This window comes from Streptococcus sp. LPB0220, assembly GCF_008727815.1.
Taxonomy (GTDB): Bacteria; Bacillota; Bacilli; order Lactobacillales; family Streptococcaceae; genus Streptococcus.
Window position 1 is genome coordinate 872,532 of record NZ_CP044230.1, and the last position, 21,692, is coordinate 894,223.

Annotated in this window: 22 protein-coding genes; 19 read left to right on the forward strand and 3 right to left on the reverse strand. The window is 38.9% G+C overall.

The features are described 5' to 3' along the window. Positions 1-49: 49 nt before the first annotated feature. Both LPB220_RS04590 and LPB220_RS04595 read left to right on the forward strand, forming a co-directional pair. Positions 50-1,006: an ABC transporter ATP-binding protein gene (locus LPB220_RS04590; RefSeq protein ID WP_150906793.1), complete on the forward strand. Its 957-nt coding sequence runs from the start codon at positions 50-52 to the stop codon at positions 1,004-1,006. Position 1,007: 1 nt separating this feature from the next. After that, entirely contained in the window at positions 1,008-1,730 is a 723-nt protein-coding gene (locus LPB220_RS04595; protein WP_150905816.1) for an ABC transporter permease, read from the forward strand. A gap of 152 nt (positions 1,731-1,882) precedes the next feature. Here LPB220_RS04595 and LPB220_RS04600 read toward each other — a convergent pair whose 3' ends face one another. Further along, complete coding sequence (locus tag LPB220_RS04600; protein ID WP_021152981.1) at positions 1,883-2,416, reverse strand: biotin transporter BioY; 534 nt, start codon at positions 2,414-2,416, stop codon at positions 1,883-1,885. Positions 2,417-2,622: 206 nt separating this feature from the next. Between LPB220_RS04600 and LPB220_RS04605 the strand changes: the two genes are divergently transcribed. The 5 genes from LPB220_RS04605 to LPB220_RS04625 all read left to right on the forward strand — a co-directional run bounded on the left by LPB220_RS04605 (position 2,623) and on the right by LPB220_RS04625 (position 7,374). Then, positions 2,623-3,162, forward strand: coding sequence for a hypothetical protein (locus tag LPB220_RS04605; protein WP_150905818.1), 540 nt, complete (start codon positions 2,623-2,625; stop codon positions 3,160-3,162). A 135-nt stretch (positions 3,163-3,297) separates the two neighbouring features. Then, positions 3,298-3,978, forward strand: coding sequence for a response regulator transcription factor (locus LPB220_RS04610; RefSeq protein ID WP_049486302.1), 681 nt, complete (start codon positions 3,298-3,300; stop codon positions 3,976-3,978). Then, positions 3,962-5,323 (forward strand): sensor histidine kinase, encoded by a 1,362-nt coding sequence (locus tag LPB220_RS04615; RefSeq protein WP_150905820.1) that lies wholly within the window; start codon positions 3,962-3,964, stop codon positions 5,321-5,323. The genes LPB220_RS04610 and LPB220_RS04615 overlap by 17 nt, the downstream gene beginning before the upstream one ends. A 29-nt stretch (positions 5,324-5,352) precedes the next feature. Further along, positions 5,353-5,733 (forward strand): VOC family protein, encoded by a 381-nt coding sequence (locus tag LPB220_RS04620; protein WP_003006623.1) that lies wholly within the window; start codon positions 5,353-5,355, stop codon positions 5,731-5,733. Between the two features lie 258 nt (positions 5,734-5,991). Further along, a complete protein-coding gene (locus LPB220_RS04625) occupies positions 5,992-7,374 on the forward strand; it encodes a polysaccharide deacetylase family protein (protein ID WP_150905822.1) in 1,383 nt (460 codons plus the stop codon). 42 nt (positions 7,375-7,416) lie between these two features. Here the strand turns inward: LPB220_RS04625 and LPB220_RS04630 are convergent, their stop codons facing one another. After that, positions 7,417-8,502, reverse strand: a complete 1,086-nt coding sequence (locus LPB220_RS04630) for a DEAD/DEAH box helicase (RefSeq protein ID WP_150905824.1) — start codon at positions 8,500-8,502, stop codon at positions 7,417-7,419. After that, positions 8,499-9,479: a Gfo/Idh/MocA family protein gene (locus LPB220_RS04635; protein WP_150905826.1), complete on the reverse strand. Its 981-nt coding sequence runs from the start codon at positions 9,477-9,479 to the stop codon at positions 8,499-8,501. The genes LPB220_RS04630 and LPB220_RS04635 overlap by 4 nt, the downstream gene beginning before the upstream one ends. 126 nt (positions 9,480-9,605) lie before the next feature. Here LPB220_RS04635 and LPB220_RS04640 point away from each other — a divergent pair, with 126 nt between their 5' ends. From LPB220_RS04640 to LPB220_RS04695, 12 genes are all read left to right on the forward strand, one after another. After that, positions 9,606-10,532 (forward strand): glycosyltransferase family 2 protein, encoded by a 927-nt coding sequence (locus LPB220_RS04640; RefSeq protein ID WP_150905828.1) that lies wholly within the window; start codon positions 9,606-9,608, stop codon positions 10,530-10,532. Between the two features lie 65 nt (positions 10,533-10,597). Further along, the gene (gene rfbD / locus LPB220_RS04645; RefSeq protein WP_150905830.1) at positions 10,598-11,449 is read left to right on the forward strand and encodes a dTDP-4-dehydrorhamnose reductase; all 852 of its coding nucleotides are present in this window, start codon (positions 10,598-10,600) and stop codon (positions 11,447-11,449) included. A 132-nt stretch (positions 11,450-11,581) separates the two neighbouring features. Further along, complete coding sequence (locus tag LPB220_RS04650) at positions 11,582-12,886, forward strand: oligosaccharide flippase family protein (RefSeq protein ID WP_150905832.1); 1,305 nt, start codon at positions 11,582-11,584, stop codon at positions 12,884-12,886. Positions 12,887-13,002: 116 nt separating this feature from the next. After that, positions 13,003-13,971, forward strand: a complete 969-nt coding sequence (locus LPB220_RS04655) for a glycosyltransferase family 2 protein (RefSeq protein WP_150905834.1) — start codon at positions 13,003-13,005, stop codon at positions 13,969-13,971. Continuing rightward, a complete protein-coding gene (locus LPB220_RS04660) occupies positions 13,972-14,688 on the forward strand; it encodes a glycosyltransferase family 2 protein (protein ID WP_191904622.1) in 717 nt (238 codons plus the stop codon). It begins immediately after the preceding gene. Next, a complete protein-coding gene (locus LPB220_RS04665) occupies positions 14,688-15,044 on the forward strand; it encodes a DUF2304 domain-containing protein (protein ID WP_049485745.1) in 357 nt (118 codons plus the stop codon). Before LPB220_RS04660 ends, LPB220_RS04665 begins: the two co-directional genes overlap by 1 nt. After that, complete coding sequence (locus LPB220_RS04670; RefSeq protein ID WP_150906797.1) at positions 15,034-15,810, forward strand: glycosyltransferase family 2 protein; 777 nt, start codon at positions 15,034-15,036, stop codon at positions 15,808-15,810. Before LPB220_RS04665 ends, LPB220_RS04670 begins: the two co-directional genes overlap by 11 nt. A gap of 111 nt (positions 15,811-15,921) precedes the next feature. Beyond that, positions 15,922-17,070: a beta 1-4 rhamnosyltransferase Cps2T gene (gene cps2T, locus LPB220_RS04675; RefSeq protein WP_150905836.1), complete on the forward strand. Its 1,149-nt coding sequence runs from the start codon at positions 15,922-15,924 to the stop codon at positions 17,068-17,070. After that, on the forward strand, positions 17,067-18,008 hold the full coding sequence (locus LPB220_RS04680; RefSeq protein WP_150905838.1) for a glycosyltransferase family 2 protein: 942 nt from the start codon (positions 17,067-17,069) through the stop codon (positions 18,006-18,008). Before cps2T ends, LPB220_RS04680 begins: the two co-directional genes overlap by 4 nt. Further along, entirely contained in the window at positions 18,008-18,814 is an 807-nt protein-coding gene (locus LPB220_RS04685; RefSeq protein WP_150905840.1) for an ABC transporter permease, read from the forward strand. Before LPB220_RS04680 ends, LPB220_RS04685 begins: the two co-directional genes overlap by 1 nt. Then, the gene (locus LPB220_RS04690) at positions 18,814-20,016 is read left to right on the forward strand and encodes an ABC transporter ATP-binding protein (protein ID WP_150905842.1); all 1,203 of its coding nucleotides are present in this window, start codon (positions 18,814-18,816) and stop codon (positions 20,014-20,016) included. The genes LPB220_RS04685 and LPB220_RS04690 overlap by 1 nt, the downstream gene beginning before the upstream one ends. A 17-nt stretch (positions 20,017-20,033) precedes the next feature. Beyond that, entirely contained in the window at positions 20,034-21,692 is a 1,659-nt protein-coding gene (locus tag LPB220_RS04695; RefSeq protein ID WP_150905844.1) for a glycosyltransferase family 4 protein, read from the forward strand.

Below are 21,692 nucleotides of genomic sequence, written 5' to 3' on the forward strand. Positions count from 1 at the left end.
CGTAAACCATGGAAAGTCATATGTTTATTATACAATAATCTTATCAAAAATGAAGGAAGCTGGGAAAATCTTCTCAGTCTTGAGTGATGAGATGAAGACATTTGCGACACTGACTATTAAAGATTTGACAAAATCATTTGATAAGCAACATTTTGCTAATAATCATATTTCCTTAGAAATAGAAGCTGCTAAAATTACAGCCTTTTTAGGACACAATGGTGCTGGTAAGTCCACCCTCTTAAATCAAATGATTGGTTTTACCAAACCTGATAAAGGAGACGTTTGCTATGGAGACATTTCTTTTGTACAGAATCGTAAACAAGCTCGCTCAATGATGAGCTATATGTCGCAACAGTATGCACCACTTGAGAAATTGACGGTGGAACAAAACATAGAAATGCTTGGAAGAATGAGAGGATTAAACACCTTAGATTTACAAAAAGAAATGGATCAGCTCTTAACCGACTTGGAAATTAAGGAGTACCGGGCAAAACAAGGAAAGGATCTCTCAGGCGGTTTAAAGCGTCTAACTTCTTTTGCAATGGCTTTAATCGGATCTCCGACCATCATTCTTCTTGATGAACCGACAAATGATGTTGATCCAATACGTCGTGAAAAACAATGGCAATTATTACAGAAGCTGGCGCATAAAGGTCATACCATTATTATCGTGACGCATAATCTTTTGGAAGTTGAAAAATATGCAGACAACTATGCCTTATTTAACCATGGGAAGTTAATCAAATCAGGCCCAGTTCAGCAAATAACCTATCAAAAGCAGTATCAAATCTCTTTTGAGTTTAGGAATGAAGATAGCTTAGCTCTATTTCAAGATTATACCATCATCAATGGTTCGATTTGCCAGATTGAAATAGAAGAGGAGGAGTTAACAAGACTGCTACCAAAACTAACACAGGAATTGGATAGAAAGAATATTTTTAATCTGTCACTTACTCAGAAAAACGTATCCATTTCAGATCTTTATAGAGAGGAGTTGACAAACTGATATGACTCAATTTTTTTACTTACTTCGTTGGAACTATCTTCGTCAAAAAAATCTATTTCTACTCTTTACACTAGCTCAGGTTCTGTTATCCATTTCACTTCTTTTTGGTTATCCACTAGTGATCGGTGAGATTGATACGACAGCTGCCTACTATCTCTCTTCTGGTTCAGTTCTGATAGGAATCATTTCTATTGGCTGTACGATCTCATCCCCTGTTATAGCAAATGCGAAGTCAGAAGGACATGTAGACTATGTACGAGCTCTTCCAATACCACGAATTCTGATTTCCTTAGCAGATCTTTGGATGTGGATGATAGCTATTTTGCCTGGAGTGTTCATTTCTGTCATACTGGGCTATTTTCGTTTTTCTGTCCACCTAAATGTATCTGTTCTGGCTGTTTTCATCCTATTTCTGATCTGTCTTACGATGATCAGTCTTGGATTTGCCATTGCCTATACTTTTTCTCCCAATATTGTCACGCTGATGTCTCAGTTGATTCTCATGATTGGTTTGATGTTTTCACCAATCATGTACCCAGCAAGTCGTCTTCCAGATTGGATAAACCATCTCTATCATGTTCTTCCATTTGTCCCTTCTGTCAAACTCCTACGAGCTTGTGTCTATAGTCATGGTCACGTCTCATTTTTTGACTTCACTATTCTGATTATCTGGATTTTGCTAACACAGTTACTGATCTTGAGAGTTCTTTATAAGGAAAAATAAAGGAAGGAGGATCTATGTTTTTCATCATTAAAACAGTGTTCTCTTTAAAAGGAGTTCAATTGAAAAGATTTATACATGTTTCCCCATAACAAAAATCAACATCTGCGTTCAGATGTTGATTTTTTTAATATATCCGCTAATCCCTTTGTATCTTATTTGAAATACCAGTGGTGTTTGAGACTGGCAAAAATCGCCTTGCTGGTGATCGTGATGATGACCAGTTTGATGAGGTCGGCAAGGATAAAGGGAGCAACGACCAAAGTAAATGCTTTTTGGAGATCGGTATGCGTGACCAGCATAAAGCCGATAGCTCCTGACACAAAGAGGAGAGCACTACTGAGGAGATTGGCCAAAAAGATAGTGAAAATGCTGGATTTAGCATTGGTAAATAGAGACGTGATCCATGCTCGGAATGGGAAGAAGAGGAGGAAACCAGCAGTAGGACCAAGGAAATGTGAAGCACCACCAGCACCTCCGGCAAATACTGGAAAACCTAAGAAGCCTAAAAGCAGGTAAAGACAGACTGTGACAAAGGCATGGCTGGGTTTATAGATGGTCCCGATGATCCCGATCATGAGTGTCTGTAGGGTCAAAGGAATTGGACCAAATGGAATGGTGAATTGAGATAGGACGGAGATCATGGCCACTCCAATGGAGATGAGAACTAAGGGAAAGATTTTCTTCATAACAGTTAACCTCGTATTTATTTTATGGTAACTATTCTACAATAAGGGGCTCAACCTGTCAATAGCCCACACTTGTTTTAGGATTTTTTAAGTAAAAATTTAGGCAGGCTTAAGACTCCTGAAGTATAATCGCTTTACTAAAGGATCGAGCTCCCTTTAAATTTTTAAAAGACAAGTGCTTGTACAAAAAGATAAAAGGTAAAAAGATGAATCAAAAAGAAACAAAACAAGTAGTCGAAACGCAAGAATCCAAAGAAAAAATGGTTGTCCTAAAACGAAGTCCTAAGTGGTGGATTGGCATGGCAGCAGTTGGTGGATTGTTAGTTGGTGCTGGAAGCGGCTTTGGTGTCGGTGTCATCGCCTCTCAATCCTCCAATAACCAACAATTTTCTCAACCGGTCCAAACGGGTCAGAACCAAGGATCCAATCAGCAACAAAATAGTCAAAATAGCCATGTTTCACAAGGAAACCAGCAAAATGGTGGCCCACAGGATGGCGGTCCTCAAAGCGGTGGTCCACAAGGTGGTGGCCAAGGACAAGGCGGCCCACAAGGTGGCGGTCCGGGTCAAATGCCACAAGAAGGCAATGGTGGCCCACAAGGGAATGATCCAGATAATGGCATGAACCAATCTGGCGGACAAGAAGGGAACCAGGGGTTCTCTAAAAAGTCCAATAAGAAGAATTCAAAAAATAAAAACAAGACGAGTGACAGTCAAAGTAACAAAGAAAACACGACAAACTCATAGAATTAGCCTTCCTCAGGCAGGCTGAATTTGATCATAAAACCAGGTTCTAAACTATAGGAAATGAAGGGAAGTCGTGTTATAATGGTTAAGAATAGATTAGAAAGACTCACTCACGAAAGAGAAGAGGATACGACAATGATTAAAATTCTATTGGTCGAAGATGACCTTGGTTTATCAAATTCAGTATTTGATTTTTTAGATGATTTTGCGGACGTTATGCAGGTCTTTGACGGAGAAGAAGGTCTTTATGAAGCAGAAAGTGGCATCTATGATTTGATTTTGCTGGACCTCATGCTTCCTGAAAAAGACGGTTTCCATGTCTTGAAAGAATTGCGTGAAAAAGGCGTGACAACCCCTGTTTTAATCATGACAGCTAAAGAAAGCCTGGATGACAAGGGACACGGCTTTGAGCTAGGGGCAGACGATTACCTCACCAAGCCTTTCTACCTGGAAGAGCTTAAGATGCGGATTCAAGCCCTCTTGAAGCGCTCAGGAAAGGTCAATGAAAATACCCTTAATTATGGCAATTTGAAGGTCAACTTATCTACCAATTCGACTTACGTGGACGATAAGGAAGTGGAACTTCTTGGGAAGGAATTTGATCTCTTGGTCTACTTCCTTCAAAACCAAAATGTCATCCTTCCAAAGACACAGATTTTCGATCGCCTTTGGGGCTTTGACAGTGATACGACCATCTCTGTTGTTGAAGTCTATGTTTCAAAAATCCGTAAGAAATTAAAAGGTACCGATTTCGTTGAGAGCTTGCAAACATTGCGCAGTGTGGGGTATATCTTAAAAGATGCTAACCAGAATTAAGAAAACTGTCGGAGAAGATGATTTTTCCTACTTCATCCGATATTTTGGGCTCTTTACTTTGATATTCTCAGCCATGACCCTGATTATCATCCAGGTCATGCGCTCGAGTCTCTATACAACGGTCGATGAAAACCTCAAGACTCTCAGTCAGGATCCATACTCACTTGTAGCGATTGCTTATCGAGACCAGCGACAGTCAAATACCAAAGGAGATGATAATGATCATGAGATGATGATCCCAGATCATGATAAATCAGAACCTAAAGGGGATGTCACATCCAATACCACTGTTGTTTTGCTCAATAAAAAATATGAAAACTTGACAACCGGTAATGGGTTTTTAAACTTCAAAACGGTGACGTTTGGTCGAAAGCTCCTCAACAAGGTTTCCCAGCTTCAAATTACAAATAGCTATGGGAAAAAAGAAAGTTACCGGGCTTATATGGCAGAGTTGAGTTTATCTGATGATGAAAGTGATAGTGATATCAAGTATGCGGTTGTCATGACCAATATCAGTCAGCTAGAGCAGACCAGTGAAGAGCACGAAAGCCAAATCGCCCTTGTCATGATCTGCTTCTGGGGAATCTCTTTATTCGCTAGTCTCTTCTTAGCACGTCTCAGCGTCAAGCCCCTTCTTGAGAGTATGCAAAAGCAAAAGGCTTTCGTGGAAAATGCTTCCCATGAGTTGCGGACGCCTTTAGCAGTTCTGCAAAATCGCCTCGAAACGCTTTTTAGAAAGCCTGAAGCGACCATTATGGAATCGAGTGAGAATATTGCATCCAGCTTGGATGAAGTTCGAAATATGAAGCTCTTGACTACCAACCTTCTTAACATTGCCCGAAGAGATGACGGCTTGAAGCCGGAGATGGAAGATATCGAACCAAGCTTTTTCGATCAGACCTTCTCGAATTTTGAGATCATTGCGGAAGAAAATGATAAACTCTTCCGAGGAGACAATCAGGTGGACAAAGTCATTTGTTCTGATAGAACGCTCCTCAAGCAATTGATGACCATTCTCTATGACAATGCCTTGAAATATACCGATGAAGATGGCGAGATCCAGTTTGAAGTCCAGTTGAAGGATAAAAATCTTCTTTTGAGAGTACTGGATAATGGTCCAGGGATTCGAGATGAGGATAAGAAACGGATTTTTGATCGTTTTTACCGGGTCGACAAGGCCAGAACCCGTCAGAAAGGTGGATTTGGTTTGGGGTTATCCCTCGCTAAGCAGATTGTAGAAGCCTTTAAAGGGACCATTCAAGTCAAAGATAATAAACCAAAAGGGACCATCTTTGAAGTGAAATTATCCATTAAGACGGAAAGTCGTAAAAAAAATCGTTCATAATTTTTAAAAAATAGAAAAGAGGAAAACCTATGAGTTCAAAAATGTTGCACACTTGCCTTCGTGTGGAAAACTTAGAAAAATCAATCGCTTTTTACCAAGATGCTTTTGGTTTTGAAGAAAAACGTCGGAAAGATTTCCCAGACTATAAGTTTACGATTGTTTATTTGGCCTTGCCTGGAGATGACTATGAGCTGGAATTGACTTACAATTATGATCATGGTCCATATGTCATCGGAGATGGCTATGCTCACGTTGCCTTGAGTACTCCTGATCTAGAAGGTTTGAATGCGGAACACAAGGCTAAAGGCTATGAAGTGACAGAACCAAAAGGTCTTCCAGGGACGCAACCGAATTACTATTTCGTTGTAGATCCGGATGGGTATAAAGTAGAAGTCATTCGCGAAAAATAAGAGGGATTAAAAATTAGGGGGCTGGGACAAAAGTCCTAGCCTCTCAATTATTTTTGGATTGTCGAGCAAGACGCAGTGGTTGAGTGGGCTCTACTACGCTGATTTCATCAGCTTTTACAGCCCTACTCAACTGTGCGGAGGTGGGACGACGAAATCGAATTCTAACGAATTACCGATTTCTGTCCCACTCTCTCTTTTTTATGAAACCATTTACAAAAAAGGAATGTTTTTTCGAGAGAAATTTGCTATAATAAAGTTATGAGATTCAAACACACGAAAACTATTTTATTAATCATTACAAATCTCCTTTTACTGAGTCTTTTGTATATCGGCTATCAAAAGATTCAAAGGGTTCGTGAACAAAAGGCCTATCAGGATCAGTTTGCCAAGGTCACCCAACTCGAGAAAAGCTCTGAAAAAGGGAAAGATGTTCAAGTTCAGAAAGGGATTTTAGGAACTTCTTATGTGACGGCTTATTATCCTACTAAAGATGGACAGCCTGTTGAGATTGTGAAAGAGAAGATCCAAGAAGACCTTCAGCGTCTAGGATCCGATGAGAAAACCAAGGAGCCAAAGCATTTGACCTTCTACCATAGTGAAGAAGCAGAAGCGCCTTTTGTTGGTTATCACCCTATCCAAATCAAACGGGCTGAATACCAGTACAAAAAAGGGAAATTCATCAAAGATGAGACGGTGAAGTTGCCCCTCTTTTACTTGGATGATGAGAACAATCCTCTGACCCTGAGCCAAGTTTTTGCGGATCCAGATGGAGCCAAGCAGATCTTTTTGGAGGAATTACGGGGAAATCTAGCCTTTCGTCAGCTGGACGAGGAAAGCATTGATCAAATGGTTGCCCACTTCTCAGAGTTGGATTTGAGCCAATGGGAATTCCAATATGAAAAAGGAAATTTCACCATTCCATTTCCAACCAAGGTTAAGGGAGATGATACCTTCACTGTTCCCTTGTCTAAATTCTATGATGTGATCGATTCAGAGCGCTTGCTTCCTGATGATCTAGCTTCTTACGAATCCTATATAGAAGAACGCCACCGTAAGATGATTGCTCTGACTTTTGATGATGGACCAGATCCAACCACGACTCCTCAGGCGCTGGCCATCTTAAAGAAATACAATGCTAAAGCTACCTTCTTTATGGTTGGAAAAAATGTCAGCGCGAATCCGGATATTGCTAAGCAAGTCCGCAAAGAAGGTCATCAAATCGGGAACCATACCTGGGATCATCCTCAGTTGCCAAAATTGAGCTTGGATAATGCTAAAAAAGAAATCTTGGATACCCAAGAAGCTATTCAAAAAGCGACAGGTGTGCAGACCAAGATTACCCGTCCTCCGTATGGAGCCATCAATAGTGCCATCCAATACGGTGTCGACCAATCCTTCATCATGTGGGATGTGGATAGCCTAGATTGGAAGACGCATAATACGACGGCTATTCTCAATGAAGTGAAAAAAGAAGTCAAACCGGGTTCGATTATCCTCATGCATGATATCCATCAAACCACGATTGACGCTCTACCGACCGTCCTTGACTACCTCAAATCACAAGGCTATACCTTTGTAACGGTGGATGAATTGTTGGATTATCAACTTGAAAGTCATCGCATTTATTACAATGGAAATTAACGTAAAAATCCTCTGCAGTTCATTCACTAGCAGAGGATTTTCTTATTCATTTAAAAAGAGTTCGGAATTTTTTAAAACCAGTTCACGTACAGAAGCGTATTTTTTTAAGGATTTGAGTTCTTTTGGGTGGGTGATAAAGGTGATTACATAGCCCTCACGCCCCATTCGTCCTGTTCGACCGGCACGGTGGGTATAGGTCTCCACATCACGAGGAATATCGTAGTTAATCACACACTCAAGATGTTCAATGTCGATTCCACGAGCGACTAAATCGGTGGCCAGCAAGAGGGTCAGCTGATGGTCTTTGAAGCGTTCCAGAATGACCTTGCGGTATTTGACATTGACATCGCTTGCGAGCGATACGGCCTCAACACCCCGGTATTGTAGTTTTTCTTCAGCACTACCCAGATCAGATAGGCTGTTGAAAAAAGCCAGACCACGAAAATCTTCGACGTAGGCGAGTTTGCGGAGCAATTCGACCTTGTCACGCCGATCCACTTGCATATAAAAATGTTGAATATTGTCCAAAGAAACTCCATCAACCGTAATGCGAAGGGTATTTTCTTCTAGCTGATCTGGATCGACCTTGGCTGTGGCGCTCATGTAGATATGTTGGTGGTCGCGGGGAGCATAGTGGCTGATCTTGTCGACGAAGTGGTACTGAGAATCACTCAGTAGTTGGTCAAATTCATCTAAAATGATGGTTTCCACATTCATCATTTTGATCTTTTTCAGCTTGATCAGTTCAAAGATCCGACCAGGCGTCCCAACCAGGATTTCGGGTCCTTTTTTGAGGCGTTCGATTTGCCGTTTTTGACTAGATCCTGAAAGGAAGAGTTGTGTCTGGAGACCGAGAGGCTCTGCCCATTGTTTGGTGACATCAAAAATTTGTCCTGCTAATTCTGTATTAGGAGCCAAAATCAAGAGTTGTTGGGCCTTCTTCGGTTTGAGTTTGAGCAAGCTCGGAAAGAGATAGGCGAGTGTCTTACCTGTACCGGTAGGACTGATCCCGAGGACATTTTCTCCTTCATAGATAGGGGAGAAGATCTGTTCCTGAATTTCAGTGAATGCATCAAATCCGAGTGTTTCTAACTGGTCTTTCCAGCTTTGTGGAAATTGTTCTTTCATTCTTTTTCATCCTTAAATTGTATTTCAGCGCTTTGACGCATCTGGTAGAGGGTTTCATGGACCTGCTCAGCTGTTTGTAACCATTCAAGATAAGCAGCAGGCTTTTGATGAGCGATGGCAAGGGCAAAGGCTTCCGCCTCTTCTTGCATTTGGTGTGGGCAGGGCTGGATTGGAAGGTCGATGACTTCCCCAGAATGGCTGACGAAGCGAGCCTGGTTGATGGCTGCTACAGCATTGAGAGTTAGTGTTCCAGTCTTGGTGTAGATTTCAGCAGGTAGATGGCTGGTGATATTTTTCCCTGCCTGAATAGCAACCTGAAAATCTGGATAAATCAAGACACCTTGACCATAGAGATCAACCGAATTGGGTAATTGCTGAGCGGTGTAGTGGCTGGAGAGTGGAGCTCCAAAGAAGCCAATGGCCAGGTAGAGGCAGTAGACTCCCAGATCCATCAAGGCTCCACCTGCATAGACATCTGAGAAAATATTGGGCATCTCACCTGCAAGAAGGGCTGGCAATTTAGAAGAATATTTGGCAAAGGTGAAGTTGGCACCCAATATTTCCTGGTTAGAGAGGAAGTTTTTAACTACTTGAAAGGCTGCTTCTTGGTAATTTCTGGCAGCTTCAAAGAGATAGACCTGGTGCTCATTAGCGAGCTTGATCAGTTCTTTCCATTCAGAAGGATTGGTCACAGCCGGTTTTTCAATGATGACATGCTTCTTGGCCAGAATAGCAAGCTTGGCCTGAGCGAAGTGAAGAGAATTAGGGCTAGCAATGTAGACCACATCCAGCTCACTGTCTAAGAAGTCGATGACATCCGTGTAGCAAGAGATCGCCCCATAAGGCTCACAAAACTCTTGAGCCGTCTTCATCTTTCTTGAATACACAGCCTGCAAGTGATAGTGGCCTGCCTGATGAGCAGCTGTAATAAATTCATGTGAAATCCAACTCGTACCAATAATTCCCAGCTTTAACATAAGGTGTCCTTCCGTAATCGATTCACTCTATTATACCATGAAAAGGGGGAGGGACGGGGTGAAAAATACTAGGGTTTACGAGAGTTTTCTGTTAAAATAGAAAGTGAATAAGTCAAGGAGTAAGAGATGACCATATCAGTTGTAGTCCCATGTTTTAACGAAGAAGAATCAATTCCATTGTTTTATCGAGAAATGGAACGTGTTCGGATGAAGATGGGAGAAAAGTTTGAATATATTTTTATAAATGATGGCTCTTCAGATGGTACACTATCCGTTCTTCGAAAGCTACATGTTACAGATTCAAATGTGCACTACCTTTCTTTTTCTCGAAATTTCGGAAAAGAGGCCGCACTATATGCTGGACTTGAGCGTGCTAGTGGTGAATATGTGACAGTCATGGATGTAGATTTGCAGGATCCCCCGGAGTTATTGATTGAAATGAAGCAGAAGTTGGAGGAACAGCCGAATTTAGACTGTGTCGGAACAAGACGCGTAACCCGTGACGGGGAACCACCGATCCGCTCTTTCTTTGCACGGATGTTTTATAAATTGATCAATCATATTAGCCAAGTGGAAATGGTGGACGGGGCGCGTGATTTCCGTTTGATGCGCCGTCCCATGGTCGATGCTATCATGGAGTTATCGGAGTACAATCGTTTTTCAAAAGGGATTTTTGCATGGGTAGGATTTGAGACAGAATACCTCGAATATAAAAATGTCGAGCGCGTGGCAGGAGAGACGTCTTGGAATTTTTGGTCCCTTTTTAAGTACTCGATTGAAGGGATTGTCAATTTCTCGGATGTCCCATTAAACATTGCCTTTATTGGTGGACTGTTATCTTGGATTTTGGCCTTTATCATGATGATTTTGATTGTAATCCGCACCTTGGTCTTTGGGGATCCAACTTCTGGATGGCCTTCCCTCATGACAGTGATTCTTTTCCTTGGAGGGTTCCAATTATTGACCATTGGGATTTTAGGGAAATATATTGGTAAGATCTTCATGGAAACCAAGAAACGTCCAATTTATGTTATCAAAGAGAAAAGCAAGTAAAAAGCAGAAAACTTCTGCTTTTTTTGCTATAATGATAGGGATAAAGCATTTGAAAGGAACGTAACATGATTTTAATTACAGGTGCAAATGGTCAACTTGGAACGGAGCTTCGCCATTTGTTAGACGAACGAAATGAAGAATATGTAGCTGTTGATGTAGCTGAAATGGACATCACAAATGCAGATAAAGTTGACGAGGTATTTGCGGAAGTAAAACCAACCTTGGTCTACCACTGTGCTGCTTACACAGCTGTTGATGCTGCGGAAGATGAAGGTAAAGAGTTGGACTATGCGATCAACGTGACTGGTACGGAAAATGTAGCAAAAGCGTCTGAAAAACACGGTGCAACCTTAGTTTATATCTCAACGGACTACGTTTTTGATGGTAAAAAACCTGTGGGACAAGAATGGGAAGTAGACGATCAACCAGATCCTCAAACAGAGTACGGTCGTACCAAACGTATGGGGGAAGAATTGGTTGAGAAACATGTCTCCAACTTCTATATCATCCGTACGGCTTGGGTCTTCGGGAACTACGGTAAGAACTTTGTCTTCACCATGCAAAATCTTGCGAAGACACACAAAACACTTACAGTCGTCAACGACCAACATGGTCGTCCAACCTGGACACGTACTCTTGCTGAGTTCATGACTTATTTGGCTGAAAACCGTAAGGAATATGGTTATTACCACCTATCAAATGATGCTGAAGAAGATACAACTTGGTATGACTTTGCAGTTGAAATCCTCAAAGATACGGATGTAGAAGTGAAGCCAGTGGATTCCAGCCAATTCCCAGCTAAGGCGAAACGCCCACTGAACTCAACAATGAGTTTGGCAAAAGCGAAAGCAACAGGATTTGTTATTCCAACTTGGAAGGATGCTTTGAAAGAGTTTTATAAACAAGAAGTGAAATAAATTTTTTGATAATATAAGAAAGGCCTTTCAGGTCTTTTTGTGTTATATTTACTTGTCTTTTACACATTTTATAAAAACTATAGTATAATAAGGAGAAAGTCTTTTGTAGGAGAAATATTTTTTCAAAGTATAATGAATGTATTAAAGAAGGTAAACATAATGAATGATAGAGATTTTTCAAAAATTTCTTCAAAACAGAATTATATTTGGAATATGTTAGGAACGATCTCATCATCTTTAGTGTCAGTTGTTCTTTTGTTGTTAGCTTCAAGGTTACTTGATCCAAAAAGTTCAGATATTTTCAGTATAGCCTTTGCATTGGGACAACAATTCTATGTGTTAGGATATTTTCAAATACGAAATATGCAGTCGACAGATGTACAAGAAAAATATACTTTTAATTCATATCATAACACTCGTATTGTGACGCTATTGTTAATGATACTAACTTCTTTTTTCTATATTATTATACAAGGATATGATTTGTATAAAAGTTTAATTGTGTTATTGTTAGTACTATATCGTGCGTTTGATGCTTATTCAGATGTATTTCAGGGTTTTTTTCAACAACATAATAGATCAGATTTAGCCGGAAAAATTTTATTTTATAGAAGTTGGGTCTGCATCATCATTTTTGGTTTGTGTTTATTTCTCTCAAATTCATTAATGATTTCAAGTGTTATAGTTTGTTTAGCAAATATTTTTCTTACAATAATTTTAGACTATAGAATTTCGAAGAAATTTTTTGATATTGATTTTTTACCATCATTGAAAAATGATAGTTCTAATATCATTTCAATTTTAAAAGATGCTTTCCCATTATTTTTAAATGGTTTTCTAATTACTTATGTTTATAATGAAGCTAAAATAGATATTGATACATTATTAGCACAGGGCTATTTTTCAAATGGTATTCAAAGAGATTTTAATGTTTTATTTATGCCGGTATTTGTTTTATCTCTGTTATTTTTCATTTTACGTCCATTAACAACTCAGCTATCAATTTATTGGTACGAAAAGAGATATAAATTATTTTACAAACAGGTTCATATTCTTTTTTCTGTAATGTTTATTTTAGGTTTAATAATTATTGGTATCGGTTATTTAGTAGGTACAGAAGTACTTGGATTTGTGTATGGTACTTCTTTAGTACAATATAAAGTTCCATTTACTATATTGCTTACAGCAGGTATTTTAAATGTTCTTGCATTGGTTATTGATGTCGTATTGACAATCTTTAGGAGACAATCTTATTTAGTTATTGCCTATATAGTTACATTTTTTATTGCAAAACTTATTACAATGTCTTTTGTAATGAATAATGGTATTTTGGGAGCTGCCGTTTCATTTTTAATTTCAATGACTGTTTTCTTAATATCTAGTTTTTTAATTTATCTTTATGTAAGTTATAAGAGTTTGAAGTTAAAATCTCAATAATATTTGTTGACTATAATGGCATAATCTAAAACCAAGTTCATTTGCTGAAAAATTAATTAGTACGTTTTCGTGTGTTAATTTTAAGAGGCCCATATAGACAAAGTGAGGAAATATTAATGACAAATCCAGCAATTTCTATAATAATTCCTGTATATAACGCACAAGAGGGAATTAAACAATGTATGGATTCTCTTCTTAATCAATCATTTACAGATTTTGAGATTATTCTTTTAAATGATGGCTCTACAGATAATAGTTTAGAAGTTATTAAAAAGTATTCAGCTGATAATGATTTTATCCGAGTAATTGATAAAGAAAATGAGGGAGTTGCTAAAACCAGAAATAAAGGTATACAACTTGCCAATGGGAAGTACATTGTATTTATCGATAATGATGATTTTGTTGATTCAGATTATTTAGAACGTTTTTATAATGAAATAGATCAAGAACAACTAGATATTGTTCTTGGGGGTTATAAGCGTGTTAATCAGGAAATGAAGACACTTTTTAAGCAAGATTTAACACAGTCTGAATGGTCTAAGTATATAGTCGTTGCTCCTTGGGCACGTATTTATAGAACTTCATTTTTAATAGATAATAATATCCAGTTCTTTGATTATCCAATAGGTGAAGATGTTATCTTTACTTTGACTGCTTACAATTTAACAGAAAAAATTAAAATAATTGATTATAATGGCTATAATTGGTTTTTTAACGAGAAGAGTATCTCAAACACATCTCAAAGAGGCTTTAATCCGAATATAGATATTGTGTATTTCCTGAGTCACTTGCTTCAAGTTGCTGGTGATTCAAAATATATTCGCTATTTTATTAAACGATATTACATTTGGTACTTACTCTTTTCTGGAAGAGCCGCTTCAAGTTCGTCATTTATGGATCAATATAGAAGAATTAAACAATGGGTTTCTAAAGAAAATATTGATTCAAATTTAACACCATTATCATCTGAGATAACTGGAGAAAGAATTCAAACAGTTATTTCTGTAATGGCTTTTAGAACTTTAGAACGTTTGAGATTAGTTTCACTGTTTTCGAGATTTTACTGTAAAGGAAAGGAGAACTAGTTGAGAGTTTTAATGATAATTCCTGCCTTCAATGAGGAGGAAAGTATTTTTGATACGGTAACAAGTATCTTGAATTATCGTAAGAAAGTGGATTATGATTTGGATTATGTTGTGATCAATGATGGATCAACAGATAAGACAAAACAAATTCTGGAAGAGAACCATTTTAATGCTGTTCATCTTGTGATGAATCTTGGAATTGGTGGTGCGGTTCAAACAGGATACAAATATGCACTAGCGCATGATTATGATGTAGCAGTTCAATTTGACGGTGATGGCCAGCATGATATTGAGTCTTTATCGGAATTGCTAGACCCAATTCGAAAAAATGAAGCAGATCTAGTTATCGGATCTCGTTTTGTTGGTGATGTTAAGTCTGAATTTCAGACGACTTTTATGCGACGTTTTGGTATAGGAGTTATTTCAAATCTGATTAAATGGACAACAGGTCAAAGAGTCTTGGACACAACATCGGGATACCGATTAGCTGACAAAGCTATTATAAAACAATTTGCTAATCGTTACCCAATTAAATATCCAGAGCCTGAGACGATTGTTCACATTTTGAAACGTAAATATAAAGTTGTGGAAAAACCTGCCAATATGTTTGAACGTACAGGTGGAGTGTCCTCCATTACCCCTATCAAGTCTATTCGTTATATGATTGAAGTATGTTCATCTATTTTAATCGCAGCATTTATGAGGGAGGGTGAATAATGTCAGTGTTATCTATTGTTATGTTAGTGGCTTCAATCTTCTTTCTTTATCTAGTTATTAGAAATATCAACAAAAATAATATCTTATTTGAACAGGCATTCATGTGGATTGTCATCAGTCTGGTCATGATTATTATTTCAATTTTTGATGTTATTCCTGGTTATTTTGCAGGGTTACTTGGGTTTGAATTGACATCAAATTTTTTACTGTCGCTTGCTATATTTTTCTTATTAGTTATCGCTTTTTTGCAAACCATGACTTTGTCAAAACAAAAAGAACAGATAAAGCATTTAGTTCAAGAATTATCTATTTTAAAAAGTCAAGTAGAAACGAAAGAGGAGAATGATGATCAATAATCATACCTGGGTGATTTGTGCTTATGGAGAGAGCGAATACTTAGAAGCTTGTATTCAATCCTTGAAGAATCAAACTCTCCAATCACAGATTATCTGTTACAGTTCAACACCACTGGATTCGATCAAGGAACTTTGTCAGCGTTATGCTATTCCATTTTACACCAAGCAAGGTGGTGGGATTGGTAAGGATTGGAACAATGCCATGTCTTTTGTAGAGACGAAGTATGCTACCATCGCCCATCAGGATGATTATTATGAGCCGGACTATGCTGAGAAAGTTTTGGCTAAGATGGAAAAAAATCAAGATGTGTTGATTGGGTATTCTGATTATTTTGAAGAAAAAGATGGCTATAAAATTCCTGCGAATACAAATCTGAAGATCAAAACCTTGATGTTAAAAACTATGAATCTTTTTCCTGCTAGTCACTTTTGGCGAAACCGTGTGATGGCTTTTGGGAATCCGATTTGTTGTCCAGCTGTCACCTATAATCGTGAAAAATTGAAGAATTTCTATTTTGATGAAGGAATGAGAGTGAGTTTGGATTGGTACGCATGGTATAAGATCAGTGAGTATAAAGGTCGTTTCGCATATGTATCTGATAAGCTTATGTGCCACCGTATTCATGGAGAGTCTGAAACATCAAAAACTATAGCCGATAACACTCGAAGTAAAGAAGATCTATACATGTACCAACTCTTCTGGCCCAAATGGATTGCCAAGTTGCTGATGAGACAATATGTGAAAAGTCAACATTCGAATAATTAAAAACTTTTTATAACAAGCGGCCCTTGAGGGTCGCTTTTCTGTTTGGATTAGGCAAAAAGCCTAGAAAATGGTATAATTGAATAGACTGTAAATGATTTGAAAGGGAACTCTATGCAACATGTTTTTATTATCGGAAGTCGTGGACTTCCGGCTCAATATGGCGGTTTTGAGACTTTTGTGGACCAATTGGTCTCGCATCAAGTGTCCCCAGATATCCAGTACCATGTTGCTTGCCTTTCTACTGATCAAGCTTATCAACATTTTGATTACAAGGGTGTTGATTGTTTTACCATTAAAGCCCCAAAGCTTGGGCCTGCGCGGGTCATTGCCTATGATATGATGGCCATCAACTATGCCTTGAAGCTTATTAAGAAACAAGGAATTGAACAGCCAGTTTTTTATGTTTTGGGCAATACAATTGGGGCCTTTGTGGCACCCTTTGCTCGTAAGATTCATAAGATAGGCGGACGATTTTATATCAATCCAGATGGACTGGAGTGGAAGCGGGCCAAGTGGGCCAAGCCGATCCAAGCCTATCTCAAGTATTCTGAAAAGATCATGACGCGCCATGCGGACTTGGTAATTTCAGACAACCCTGGTATTGAGTCCTATATCAAGGAAGCCTATCCTTGGTCCAAGACGACCTATATTGCCTACGGAACGGACTTATCTCCGACCACCTTAAACAGTCAGGATAATAAGGTCCGAGAATTCTATCACAAGTGGCAGACTCAGGAGAAAAACTATTACCTAATCTTGGGCCGCTTTGTCCCAGAAAATAATTACGAGACCGCCATTCGTGAATTTATGGCCTCTTCCACCAAACGGGATTTGGTGATCATTTGTAATCATGAAGGCAATCCCTATTTTGAAGAGTTGCGAGCTCGGACTGGATTTGATCAGGATCCTCGTGTTAAGTTTGTAGGAACCGTCTATGATCAAGACCTCTTGAAGTATATACGTAAAGAAGCCTTTGCCTATATCCATGGTCATGAAGTAGGCGGGACCAATCCTGGTCTCCTAGAGGCTCTTGCCCAGACGGATCTGAATTTAGTTTTAGGGGTCTCCTTTAACCAAACGGTCGCTAAGGATTCGGCTCACTATTGGACTAAAGAAACTGGGAATTTGGCGCATTTGATTGACCAGGTCGATCCTTTAGAAGATGTATCTGAATGGGGGCAACGTGCCAAAGCTAATATGAAGCAAAACTTTACCTGGGAAAAAATTGTAGGTGAGTACGAGGAATTATTCTTATTATGAAAGTAAATATCTTGTTGTCCACCTATAATGGTGAACAGTATCTAAAAGAGCAGGTCAAAAGTATTCAAGACCAGACCTATCAAGACTGGCAACTCTTGATCCGAGATGATGGATCGACAGATGGTACGGTGGAGATCATTCAAGAGTTGGTGGCCCAGGATGAGCGCATTCGCTTTATCAACCAAGGAGCTATCGAAAATCTCGGTGTTATCAAGAGCTTCCATGCGCTTCTGAAATATGAAAAAGCTGATCTTTATTGCTTCAGTGACCAAGATGATGTCTGGCTTCCTGAAAAGATTGCTCTTCAAGTAGCAGAAGCCGAGAAGCATCCTCAAGAAGTGCCTTTGCTGGTCTACACAGATTTAAAAGTGGTCGATGAAAACTTGAATGTGCAGCATGAGAGTATGATTCGCACCCAGTCTAATCATGCCAATACCGAACTGATTCAAGAGTTGACGGAAAATACGGTAACTGGCGGAGTTGCCATGATTAACCACGCTCTGGCGGAGTTATGGACAGGTCAAGAAAAACATGCGCTCCTTATGCATGATTGGTATTTGGCCTTGTTGGCAACTGCCTTTGGGAAGCTCATCTATATCGATCAACCAACAGAATTGTACCGTCAGCACAGTAGCAATGTTCTGGGTGCTCGAACTCTCAGAAAACGGGTTAAAAATTGGATCCGACCCCATGTGCTGTTTGCCAAGTATTGGAATCTCATAGAGTCTAGTCAAGAACAAGCAAAAAATCTATTGGATCTGCCTGTCAGTTCCCAAACTAAAGAAATTATTGAAAACTTTGTCACCATTATGGATGTTCCACTAAAAGAACGTCTGAGACGGATTCATCAGTATGGTTATCGTAAGAACCGAGCCTTTCACACCTTTGTATTTACCAGCTTGATTCTGACAAAGTTTGCATATCGAGGTAAAAAATAATGTTTGACGTTTTTAGTCAGAAAAATCGAATTTTATTACGAGAGTTAATCAAAACAGACTTTAAATTACGCTACCAGGGATCAGCAATCGGTTATCTTTGGTCCATTTTGAAGCCCTTGATGACTTTTACGATCATGTATATTGTCTTCATCCGATTCTTACGCTTGGGTGGAGATGTGCCCCATTTCCCAGTTGCCCTCTTGTTGGCCAATGTAATCTGGGGCTTCTTCTCAGAAGCAACATCCATGGGGATGGTGTCGATTGTTAGTCGAGGCGACTTGTTGCGAAAATTGAACTTCTCCAAACACATTATTGTCTTGTCTGCGATTTCAGGAGCAGCAATCAACTTTGTCATTAACCTGGTTGTTGTCTTGATTTTTTCATTATTTAATGGGGTGACATTCTCTTGGACAGCTTTGATGGTCATTCCGCTATTCTTTGAGTTGTTCTTGATGGCGACAGGATGCGCCTTGATCTTAGCGACATTTTTTGTTCGCTTCCGTGACTTAGGTCAAGTATGGGAAGTACTCCTGCAAGCTGGCTTGTATGCGACGCCAATTATCTATCCGATTACCTTTATTGCAGACCGCAATCCATGGGCGGCTAAGTTGGTCATGATGAATCCTTTGGCTCAAATTATTCAAGACATGCGCTACTTCTTGATTGATAAGGCCAACACCCCTGTCTGGCTTTTGGTGGAAAATAAGTTCTTGGTTTTGGTTCCTTATGTTTTACCAATTCTTATTTTTGTCGCTGGCTTTGCTTACTTTAACAAACATGCTAAGAAATTTGCGGAGATTCTCTAATGACAGATAAACAAATTGCAGTAAAAGTAGACCATGTCAGCAAGTCCTTTAAGTTGCCAACAGAGGCAACCAATAGTCTTCGTACTGCCTTGGTCAATCGCTTCAAAGGAATCAAAGGATACAAAGAACAACATGTGCTTAAGGATATTTCTTTTGAAGTAGAAAAAGGTGATTTTTTCGGGATCCTAGGTCGAAATGGTTCTGGAAAATCGACTCTCTTGAAAATTATTTCTGAAATCTATGTGCCAGAAAAAGGCACCGTCACTATTGATGGGAAACTGGTGTCCTTTATTGAGCTTGGAGTGGGCTTTAACCCAGAACTGACAGGTCGAGAAAATGTCTATATGAACGGGGCTATGCTAGGCTTCTCAACAGCTGAAATTGATGCCATGTATGATGATATCGTAGACTTTGCTGAGTTGCATGAATTCATGAACCAAAAGCTCAAGAACTACTCATCAGGGATGCAGGTTCGTCTGGCCTTTTCGGTTGCCATTAAGGCCCAAGGCGATATCTTGATTTTGGACGAGGTCCTAGCAGTAGGAGATGAGGCCTTCCAACGCAAGTGTAACGATTACTTTCAAGAGCGCAAGAAATCAGGGAAAACCACGATACTGGTTACCCATGATATGGGAGCCGTCAAGAAATATTGTAACAAGGCTGTTTTGATTGAAAATGGTTTGGTGAAGGCCATTGGTGATCCTTTTGACGTTTCTGATCAATATAGTTTTGACAATTTGGAATCGAACTCCCATCATCATGGAAATGAAGATGAGGGCTTGGTCACATCGGAAGTTGAAGGTTTCACGGCTAGATTGCTTTCTCCTAAGAAAGTAACTCCTGATGATGAGGTGGTGATTGAGTTTTCATTTAATCTATTAGATGAGTCTGTTAATCCTCATATAGCCTTTTCATTTGTTGATATTTCTACTGGAAATGGACTGTACAACGATAATTCCATGGATATTCCATTATCCGGTATCGGTGCTAAAAAAATCACTTATAAATGTAAGTTGCCGTACTTTAATCATGTGAAGTTAAGACTAGTAGCATTTTTAAGAGATGAAAATCAAGAAAACTTAGCAATATTGTCGACAACGAACCCTCCAGTCTTTTCAATTGATCGGGTTGTGGATCGAACAAATCGTTCGGAGTTGGATTCTTCGACTGGTTTGTTGATCCGTCAAGGTAAGTGGGAATAATTTCTTTGGTGTAGGCTATGAAAATTTTATTTGTATCTCCTGTTGGAGCCATGTTTAGTGGAGCGGAAGTATCGATTGTGAACCTAATGAAGTTATTAGTTCAAGAAGGTCACGAAGTTTATAATGTGATACCGGATAATGCTCCACACATTGATAAAGACTATCTCCGTCATATGGATACAACTGGAATTAAACTATTTCAGTTAAAAACCAATCAGTGGTGGTGGCCTGAATCTAAGACGCTGAACATTTCAGAGTTAGAAATCCAAGCTTCTCAACAAAAGAATATTGAGGAAGTAAGAGAAATCATTCAGAACGAACAGATCGAACTGGTTATTTCGAATACAGTCAATGTGTTTCAGGGGGCCTTTGCAGCTGCATGTGAAAAGGTCAGACATTTTTATATTATTCATGAATTTCCTTTTGGCGAGTTCGGTTATTATAAGGAATTAATTCCTTTAATCGATGATTTATCTGATAAAATTTTTGTAGTCGAAGGGGAATTGTACCAGACTCTAACGAATTATTTTACGACTGACAAATTGATTCCGTTTATTCCCTATACAGAAGTTCAAGAGCGTCCTCTTAAGAATTCTACTATTTCTCGTTTCGTATCCATCGGTGGGATTAACGAACGAAAAAATCAGCTTGAGTTACTTGCAGCCTATAATCACTTGAATCGGAAAGATATTGAACTGGTCTTTATCGGAGGATGGGATGAACAGTACAAAAAGTTGATGGATGACTATATTCAAGCGCATCATCTAGATCATGTAACTTTTGTTGGGTTTCACTCGGATCCATGGTCCTTGGTGACAGATAAAGATATCCTCGTCTTACCTGCTAAATTAGAAACATTCTCTTTAGTATTTGTGGAATCAGTCCTCAATGGAGTTCCGGCAATCATTTCCGATAATTTAGGTCATTTGTCTTCGAGTAAATTTTTTGAATCTGGGAATTTATATCCACTAGGAGATAGCGATCTGCTAAGTCAACAAATGGCTACAGTGATTGAGAATTTTGATGCCTATAAAGAAAAGCAATTACTGGATCAAGAACTCGCTCGAAAGAAATATAATCTCGAGACCATTTATGATGTCTTTAAAGATTGCATCGAAGTAGAAACGCCAATTGGTAACCGAAAGCTATCTTCCAAGTATGCTCGATTTTTGGGGATGAAATTCAATAATCGTGATCTCGAAGTAATTGGTAAATCTCAGGTGGTGATTTCAGCTTCTAACGATGGACTTCACTCAGCCTACCATGAAATAACAAAAGAGAGAATGGAAAATAAGGGCTCTATTATCTTCAAGCTTGAAAAGGAAAAGAGTCTAAAAATATTACTTTCAGAATTTCCGGGATCCTATAAAAAATTGTCATTGATTGCATTGGAGGATCAAAGAGAAATTCCCCCTGTAACTTCTAACGGAATTGAATTAGATGGAGTTCTCGTATTCTTTAATACTCATCCACATATTCTGTTTGATCTTTCAAGTAGTTCAGGTAATCAATTTCAGTTCTCCTATGAAAAAGAAAGTGACGAAGAATTTTGTAAACATCAATATAATTTATCTGAGAGTTTTAAAAAATTAACTCACAAATACAATTCCGTCATTCACTCTCGACGTTGGACCATTCCAACAAAGATCTTGAAATTCTTAAGAATAAGGAAATAA